At 69.7% G+C, this 8,217-nt stretch carries 8 protein-coding genes; 1 reads left to right on the forward strand and 7 read right to left on the reverse strand.

Going from position 1 to position 8,217, the window contains the following annotated elements:
* The 5 genes from whiA to rfbB all read right to left on the reverse strand — a co-directional run.
* Positions 1-365 (reverse strand): DNA-binding protein WhiA (gene whiA / locus H0X00_RS18670; protein WP_293773852.1); only part of this gene is annotated, 365 nt, incomplete at its 3' end.
* Positions 356-1,318: a uridine diphosphate-N-acetylglucosamine-binding protein YvcK gene (gene yvcK, locus H0X00_RS18675; protein ID WP_293773853.1), complete on the reverse strand. Its 963-nt coding sequence runs from the start codon at positions 1,316-1,318 to the stop codon at positions 356-358. The genes yvcK and whiA, both read right to left, overlap by 10 nt.
* Positions 1,315-2,196 (reverse strand): RNase adapter RapZ, encoded by an 882-nt coding sequence (gene rapZ / locus H0X00_RS18680; RefSeq protein ID WP_293773855.1) that lies wholly within the window; start codon positions 2,194-2,196, stop codon positions 1,315-1,317. The genes yvcK and rapZ overlap by 4 nt, the downstream gene beginning before the upstream one ends.
* Positions 2,174-3,619 (reverse strand): bifunctional dTDP-4-dehydrorhamnose 3,5-epimerase family protein/NAD(P)-dependent oxidoreductase, encoded by a 1,446-nt coding sequence (locus tag H0X00_RS18685; RefSeq protein ID WP_293773857.1) that lies wholly within the window; start codon positions 3,617-3,619, stop codon positions 2,174-2,176. Before H0X00_RS18685 ends, rapZ begins: the two co-directional genes overlap by 23 nt.
* Positions 3,616-4,614, reverse strand: a complete 999-nt coding sequence (rfbB, locus tag H0X00_RS18690; protein WP_293773858.1) for a dTDP-glucose 4,6-dehydratase — start codon at positions 4,612-4,614, stop codon at positions 3,616-3,618. The genes H0X00_RS18685 and rfbB overlap by 4 nt, the downstream gene beginning before the upstream one ends.
* A 23-nt stretch (positions 4,615-4,637) precedes the next feature.
* Between rfbB and rfbA the strand changes: the two genes are divergently transcribed.
* Positions 4,638-5,498 (forward strand): glucose-1-phosphate thymidylyltransferase RfbA, encoded by an 861-nt coding sequence (rfbA, locus tag H0X00_RS18695; protein ID WP_293773859.1) that lies wholly within the window; start codon positions 4,638-4,640, stop codon positions 5,496-5,498.
* Between the two features lie 12 nt (positions 5,499-5,510).
* Here rfbA and uvrC read toward each other — a convergent pair whose 3' ends face one another.
* Positions 5,511-7,493 carry an excinuclease ABC subunit UvrC gene (gene uvrC / locus H0X00_RS18700; protein WP_293773861.1) on the reverse strand — a complete coding sequence of 661 codons (1,983 nt, stop codon included), beginning with the start codon at positions 7,491-7,493 and terminating at the stop codon, positions 5,511-5,513.
* Between the two features lie 95 nt (positions 7,494-7,588).
* Positions 7,589-8,217: IS630 family transposase (locus H0X00_RS18705; RefSeq protein WP_293773862.1), on the reverse strand; the 629-nt coding region annotated here is incomplete at its 5' end.

Raw genomic sequence — 8,217 nt, forward strand, 5'->3', positions numbered from 1 at the left:
GCCGCGGAGACGACCTGCGGCGGCAGCCCACGGACCGGACGGCCACGGCCGTCAACCAGGCCGGTCTGCCGCGCGAGCGACTCCCCGGCGGCGACCACGCGAACTACCCAGCGGCTGCCACGGCGCAGCCCGCCGGGCGCCATCACGGAGACCTCGGACGGGTGGCCGAAGACCTCGGCGATGTCCTTGCGCAGGCGGCGCGCGGCGGCGCCGGTGTCCAGCTCGGCCTCGACCACGATCCGGCCGCTGACCAGGTGCAGGCCTCCGGCGAAGCGGAGCATCGAGGAGACCTCGGCCTTACGGCAGCAGGGTTTCGTCACGGTCAGCCGGGAGAGTTCGTCCTTGACCGCTGCTGTCATCGCCATGTGGCGATCCTGCCACGCATGAGGATGTCCGTGTACGCCGCTGCGAGCTTCACCGGGTCATGACGCGGAGTCCCGTCCCCGACGGCCACGGTGGCCAGCACCAGTTCTGCACCGGCACCTTCCACGACCTTGCGCAGAGCCTCGACGTCGGACACGGCGTCCGGGTCAGCGAGCACCACGTCGAGCCGCAGGTCAGGGCTGTGCGAGCGCAGCACCTCGAGGTAGGTCTCCGGAGAGAACCCGGTGGTCTCGCCCTGCTGGGGTTCCAGGTTGAGCACGATCAGGCGCCGGGCACCGGTGGTGCAGATCGCGTGCGCGAGTTCGGGAACCATCAGGTGCGGCAGCACGCTGGTGAACCAGGAACCCGGGCCGAACACCACCCAGTCCGCGTGATGGACCGCTTCGACCGCCTCCGGGCAGGCCGGCGGATCGGCCGGGACGAGCGCGATGTCGCGGACCTTGCCGGGGGTGGTCGCGATCGCGACCTGACCGCGCACCCGTGACCTGGCCTCCGGGTCCTGCGGGTCCAGGCCGGTGACGACCGCCTCGATGTCCATCGGCACCGCCGACATCGGCAGGACCCGGCCGCGGGCGCCGAGCAGGCGGCCCACCCAGTCCAGGCCGGTGACGGTGTCCCCGAGCAACTCCCACAGCGCGACGATCAGCAGGTTCCCGACCGCGTGCCCGTGCAGGTCCCCCTCGGCCGCGAAGCGGTGCTGGACGACCTTGCTCCAGGTGGCGCCCCACTCGTCGTCGCCGCAGAGCGCGGCCAGCGCCATCCGCAGGTCCCCGGGCGGGAGCACACCGAGCTCGCGGCGCAACCGGCCGCTGGACCCACCGTCGTCGGCGACGGTGACGATCGCGGTGAGTTCGTCGGTGACGTTGCGCAACGCCGCCAGTGACGCGGCCAGGCCGTGCCCGCCCCCGAGCGCAACCACCCGGGTACTTCTCATTCGCGCCCCTTGTCGCGGTGCACGACCCGGACCTGCAGCCCGGCGTCGCGCAGGCGGGAGCCGAGTTCCTCGGCGATCGCCACGCTGCGGTGCTTTCCGCCGGTACAGCCCACCGCGAGGGTGACGTAGCGCTTGCGCTCGGTCCGGTAGCCGTCGGTGACGACCTTGAGCAACTGCGTGTAACCGTCCAGGAACTCTTGCGCCCCCGGCCGGCTGAGCACGTAGGCGCTGACCTCCGGGTCGGTACCGGTGCGCGGACGCAGCTCGGGGACCCAGTGCGGGTTGGGCAGGAAGCGGCAGTCCACGACCAGGTCGGCATCGACCGGGAGCCCGTACTTGTAGCCGAAGGAGACCACGCTCATCGTGAGCGCCTCGTCCGCGGTGCTGCCGAAGGACCGGTCCACCTCGGCGCGGAGCTCGTGCACGTTCTTGTCCGAGGTGTCGATGACCAGGTCGGCCCGGCCGCGCAGGTCGAGCAACAGCTCACGCTCCTCGGCGATGCCGTCCACGATCCGGGCGTCACCCTGCAGCGGGTGCGGGCGCCGGACGTTCTCGAACCGGCGGACCAGAACCTCGTCGGAGGCCTCCAGGAACATGATCCGGGGCACGATGCCGCGGCCGTCGAGCTCGCTCAGCGCGCCGCGCAGCGAGTCGAAGAAGGCCCGCCCGCGCACGTCGACGACCGCGGCGATCCGGGGCACCGAGCCCTGGCTGCGCCGGCCCAGCTCGACCAGCGGCGGCAGCAGCTCCGGGGGCAGGTTGTCGACGACGAACCAGCCGGCGTCCTCCATGGCGTTGGCCGCGGTGCTGCGCCCCGCCCCGGACATGCCGGTGATGATCACCAGCGAGATGCTCTCAGCTACCGAGTCGTGGCTCATGGCTCGATTGTGGTGGACGCGCGCCCACGAACGTCGGCAGCCTGTCGAGATACGCGTCGAGGGCGGCCGGGCCGTCGGGCGGGACGAAACCCACCGACTTGATCTTGGACAGATCGAGGACACTGTGGGGCGGCCGGGGGGCCATGGCCTTGCCGGCGCCGTACTCCTCGGTGCTGACCCGGGTCACCGCGCCCCGCCCGCGGCCCCGGGCGGCGAAGACCGCCTCCGCGATGTCGGCCCAGGACTGGGCCGGACCGTCGCTGCTGAGGTTGTAGGTCCCGAAGGCAGCTCCGCTCGTGACCAGGTGGACGATCCCGGCGGCGAGGTCGTCGGCAAACGTCAGCCGGCCGATCTGATCCTCGATCACCGACGGCTCGACACCGGTGTCCGCCAGGCGCGCCATGGTCGCGACGAAGTTCTGCCCGTCGCCGACGACCCAACTGGTGCGCACCAGGTAGTGGCGGGCAACGGCCGTCACACTCAGGTCGCCCGCCGCCTTGGACTGGCCGTAGACGCCGAGGGGTGCGAACGGCTCGTCCTCGGGGTGGAGTTCCCGGGTGCCGTCGAAGACGTAGTCGGTCGAGACGTGGACGAGCGTGAACTGATGCTGCCGGGCCACCCGACACAGGCGGGCGACGGCGAGCGCGTTGATCGCCCACGCGGCGGCGCGCCCCTCGGATGTCTCGGCGGCGTCGACCGCGGTGTAGGCCGCGGCGTTGATGACCACCTCGTACCGGTCCCAGTCGACGGTGGTCCAGCCTGAGGGGTCGCCGAGGTCGAAGTCCGGCAGGTCGAGGACATCGGCGCCCGGGCAGCGGCGCACCAGGGCGCGACCGAGCTGCCCACCGGCCCCGAGGATCAACGTGCGGCCGGTCGGCTGCAGTGTCACGTCGGCGAGCAGGGGGTGGGTGCGGTCGGCCTCGGACAGCAGAGCGGTGTCGACCTCGATCGGCCACGGGATCCCCAGGGCCGGGTCGGCGAGATTGACGAAGCGATAGCTCTCGCGCGCCGAAGCACTCCAATGCTTGTTGACCAGGTAGCTGTACGCGGTCCCCGGCTCGAGCGTCTGGTACCCGTTCGCAACTCCGAGCGGGACGAACACCGCAGTACCCGGCTCCAGCTCGACGGTGCACACCGTCCCGAAGGTCGGGCCCGAGCGCAGGTCGACCCAGGCGCCGAACGCCCGGCCGGCGGTCACCGAGACGAGCTTGTCCCACGGTTCGGCGTGCATGCCCCGGGCGACGCCGGCCTCGTTGTTGAAGGAGACGTTGTTCTGGACCGGGGTGAAGTCGGGGAGCCCGAGCGCGACCATCTTGGTCCGCTGCCAGTTCTCCTTGAACCAGCCTCGATTGTCGCGGTGCACTGGCAGGGTGAGGATCAACAGCCCCGGGATCGACGTCGGGTCTAGCCGCAGGTCGGTCACTGGTTCTGGGCCCGGTACTTGGCCTCGGTGGCCGCCTTCTGCGGGCGCCACCACGCTTCGTTGTCGCAGTACCACTGGATTGTCGCGCCAAGCCCGGCTGCGAAATCGCCGAAGCGCGGCGCCCAGCCCAGCTCGGAGCGCAGCTTGGTGGCGTCGATCGCGTAGCGCAGGTCATGCCCGGGCCGGTCGGCCACGTGGTCGTAGTCGTCGGCCGGGCGGCCGAACTGTTGCAGGATCAGCTCGACGACGTCCTTGTTGTTGTGCTCGCCGTCGGCACCGATCAGATAGGTCTCGCCCTGCGCGCCGCGATCGATAATGAGCTGCACCGCGGCGCTGTGGTCATCGACGTGGATCCAGTCCCGGACGTTGAGCCCGGCCCCGTAGAGCCGGGGCCGCACGCCGTCGATCAGGTTGGTGATCTGACGGGGGATGAACTTCTCGGTGTGCTGGTAGGGCCCGTAGTTGTTCGAGCAGTTGCTGATCGTGGCCCGGACACCGAACGAGCGCACCCACGCGCGGACCAGCAGGTCCGAGCCGGCTTTCGTCGAGGAGTACGGGCTGGAGGGGTTGTACGGCGTCGACTCCGTGAACCGCTGCGGATCGCCGAGTTCCAGGTCGCCGTACACCTCGTCGGTCGAGATGTGGTGGTAGCGCTTGTCGTGCTTGCGGACCGCCTCCAGCAGGCTGAAGGTGCCCACCAGGTTGGTCTGCACGAAGGGCGAAGGGTCCAGCAGGGAATTGTCGTTGTGAGATTCGGCTGCGAAGTGAACGACCACGTCGTGTTCGGCGACAAGCTTCTCCGCGAGCGTCTGGTCGGCCACGTCCCCGACAACGAGGGAACACCGGTCGGCCGGAAGACCCGAAAGTGACTCCGGGTTGCCGGCGTAGGTGAGCTTGTCGAGCACGGTCACCACGGCGTCGCTCTCGCGGACCAGGTAGCGGACGTAGTTGGAACCGATGAAGCCGGCGCCACCGGTCACGAGCGTTCGCACCATGAGAGTCAGCCTACGATGGGCGCATGCGTGGCATCATCCTGGCCGGGGGAACGGGTTCCCGCCTGCACCCGCTGACTTTCGCGGCGAGCAAGCAACTCATGCCCGTTTACGACAAGCCGATGATCTACTACCCGCTGTCCACGCTTATGCTCGCCCACATTCAAGACATCCTGGTGATCACCACCCCGGACGACGCCCCGCAGTTCGTCCGGCTGTTGGGCGACGGCAGCCAGTTCGGCATCAACATCAGCTACACCATCCAGGCGAGCCCGGATGGGCTGGCGCAGGCTTTCATCCTCGGGGCCGACCACGTCGGGGACGACCACGCCGCCCTCGCCCTGGGCGACAACATCTTTTACGGTCCCGGCTTGGGCACCCGTCTGGCGGAGTACGCCACGGTGGACGGCGCGGCCGTGTTCGGGTATCGGGTGGCCAACCCGCAGGCCTACGGCGTGGTGGAGTTCGACGACGCGGGCCGGGCCATCTCGCTGGAGGAAAAGCCGACCAAGCCGCGAAGCCCGTACGCCGTGCCCGGTCTGTACTTCTACGACAACACGGTGGTGGGGCGCGCCCGCGAGTTGAAGCCGTCTGCACGTGGCGAGTTGGAGATAACCGACCTCAACCGGCAGTACCTGGAGGAAGGTCGCCTGCACGTGTCGGTGCTGCCCCGGGGCACCGCCTGGCTGGACACCGGCACGTTCGACGACCTCAGCGACGCCGCCAACTACGTCCGCACCATCGAGAGCCGGGAAGGTCGCAAGATCGGCTGCCCGGAAGAGGTCAGCTGGCGCCAGGGCTGGCTCTCCGACGAGAACCTGCGCGCCCGGGCCGAGCCCTTGCGCAAGAGCGGCTACGGGGAGTACCTGCTCAGCCTGTTGACCTGACGGCCAACCGCCTTACTCGTCCTGCTCGATGATCTCGCCTGTCGCCATGTTGACGGCAGGGGCCCCGCCGCCGGCGGCGAGCGCGTCCACCACGGCGCGGGCGGTGCGCGGACCGAAACCCGGCACCGCCGCGACCTCCTCCGCGGTGGCCGCCTTCAATTTCCGGACCGACCCGAACTGGCGCATCAGAGCCTTGCGCCGCACCTCGCCCAATCCCGGGACGGCGTCGAGGGCGCTGTCGATCATCGACTTCGACCGCCGCTTCCGGTGGTGGGTGATCGCGAACCGGTGGGCCTCGTCGCGGACCCGCTGCAGCAGGTAGAGCCCTTCGCTGGTGCGGGGCAGGATCACCGGGTCGGGCTCCCCCGGGACCCAGACTTCCTCCAGACGCTTGGCCAGGCCGCAGAGCGCGACGTCGACGACGCCGAGCTTCTCCATCGCGGCCGCCGCGGCCGCCACCTGCGGGGCGCCGCCGTCGACGACGACGAGGTTCGGCGGGTAGGCGAAACGGCGGGGACGGCCGGTGTCGGGGTCGATGCCGACGGGCGCCCCCGGCACATCAGCAGCCAAGGCCTCGGCCTCCGCGGCGCGGTCCTCCAGGTAGCGGCGGAACCGGCGGGAGATTACCTCGTCGATCGCGGCGACGTCGTTCTGCCCGTCGACGCCCTTGATGTTGAAGCTGCGGTACTCGCTCTTGCGCGCCATCCCGTCCTCGAACACCACCATCGAGGCGACCACCTCGGTGCCCTGCAGGTTGGACACGTCGAAGCACTCGATGCGCAACGGGGCCTCGTCCAGGGCGAGGGCGTCCTGGATCTCCTGCAGCGCCAGCGAACGGGTCGTCAGATCGCTGGCCCGCTTGGTCTTGTGCAACGCCAGGCTCTGGTCGGCGTTGCGAGCGACCGTCTCCATCAGCGACTTCTTGTCCCCGCGTTGGGGCACCCGCAGGTCGACCCGGGAGCCCCGCTTGGTGCACAGCCACTCGGTCACCGCGGCCGCGTCGCCGGGCAGTTCCGGCACCAGCACCTCGCGCGGCACCGGGTCCCCCGTCTCGGTGTCCCCCTCCCCGTAGAGCTGCTGCAGGAAGTGCTCGACGAGATCCCCGGTGCTGACGTCCTCGACCTTGTCCACGATGAAGCCGCGCTGCCCACGCACCCGCCCGCCGCGGACGTGGAAGACCTGCACCGCCGCCTCGAGCTGGTCCTCGGCCAGCGCGATCACGTCGGCGTCGGTGCCGTCGCCGAGCACGACGGCGTTCTTCTCCATCGCCCGGCGCAGCGCCCCGATGTCGTCGCGCAGCCGGGCCGCCCGCTCGTACTCCTGGACGTCGGCGGCGCCCTGCATCTCCTTCTCGAGCCGCTTGAGGTACGTCGTGGTCTGGCCGGCCATGAAGTCGCAGAAGTCCTCGACGATGCGCCGGTGCTCCTCGGCGCTGACCCGGCTCACGCAGGGCGCGGAGCACTTGCCGATGTAGCCGAGCAGGCATGGCCGCCCGACCTGGCCGGCCCGCTTGAACACCCCGGCCGAGCAGGTCCGGGCCGGGAAGACCCGCATCAGCAGGTCGAGGGTCTCCCGGATCGCCCAGGCGTGGGCGTACGGCCCGAAGTAGCGGACCCCGCGCTTCTTCGGCCCGCGCATCACCTGCAGCCGCGGGAACTCCTCGTTCAGCGTGACGGCGAGGCTCGGGTAGGACTTGTCGTCGCGGTAGCGGACGTTGAACCGGGGGTCGAACTCCTTGATCCAGGAGTACTCCAGCTGCAGCGCCTCGACCTCGGTGCCGACCACCGTCCAGTCGACCTTGGCGGCCGTGGTGACCATGGTCTGGGTCCGCACGTGCAGCGCGGAGATGTCCTGGAAGTACGACCCCAGCCGGGACCGCAGGCTCTTGGCCTTCCCGACGTAGATGACCCGGCCATGCGCGTCCGAGAACCGGTAGACCCCGGGCGAATCCGGGATGGACCCCGGTCGCGGACGGTAGGTCGCAGGATCAGCCACGGCCCGAGGGTATGCGCTCGCACCGACGACGGGAGCGGAGCGCGGCCCCGTACGTAAACCTGCCGACACCACTCGGATACGGACACTCTGACGGCCTAGTGGTCCGTCTGCGAATTGATCTGGTTGAGGACCTCACGCCCGCGACGGACCTTGGCGATGATCTCCTCCGCGGTCGCCTTCCAGATGAAGGGCTTCGGGTCGCTGTTCCAGTGTCCGGCCCAGTCGGTGATAGCGGCGCTCAGTTCGGCGACGCTGGTGAACCGCCCGCGGAGCAGACGCTTCTCGGTCAACTCCTTGAACCAGCGCTCGACCAGGTTCAGCCACGAACTCGAGGTGGGGGTGAAGTGCAGGTGCCAGCGCCGGCGGTCCTTGTGCGCGAGCCACTTGGTGATCTCCGGGGTGGAGTGCGCGGAAAGATTGTCCAGGATCACATGCACCCCCAGCCCGCGCGGGACGGCGGCGTCGATCTGCTTGAAGAACCGCAACACATCGGCGCCCGCGTGTCCTTTCTGACAGTGAGTCAGGACCTGCCCGGTGGCGATGTTCATCGCGGCGAACAGGTCGACGGTGCCGTTGCGCTTGTAGTCATGGGTCATCGTGCCCGCCCGGCCCGCCTTCATCGGCAGCGAAGGCTGGGTGCGGTCCAACGCCTGGCACTGGGTCTTTTCATCGAAACTGAACACCACCGCCCGAGCCGGCGGATTGAGGTAGACCCCGACCACAT

This window comes from Sporichthya sp., from assembly GCF_013815995.1.
Taxonomy (GTDB): domain Bacteria; phylum Actinomycetota; class Actinomycetes; order Sporichthyales; family Sporichthyaceae; genus Sporichthya.

Coding starts and splice junctions, on each gene's coding strand:
- yvcK (WP_293773853.1), bottom strand. CDS start 1,318: ATGAGAAGTACCCGGGTGGTTGCGCTCGGGGGCGGGCACGGCCTGGCC.
- rapZ (WP_293773855.1), bottom strand. CDS start 2,196: ATGAGCCACGACTCGGTAGCTGAGAGCATCTCGCTGGTGATCATCACC.
- rfbB (WP_293773858.1), bottom strand. CDS start 4,614: ATGGTGCGAACGCTCGTGACCGGTGGCGCCGGCTTCATCGGTTCCAAC.
- rfbA (WP_293773859.1), top strand. CDS start 4,638: ATGCGTGGCATCATCCTGGCCGGGGGAACGGGTTCCCGCCTGCACCCG.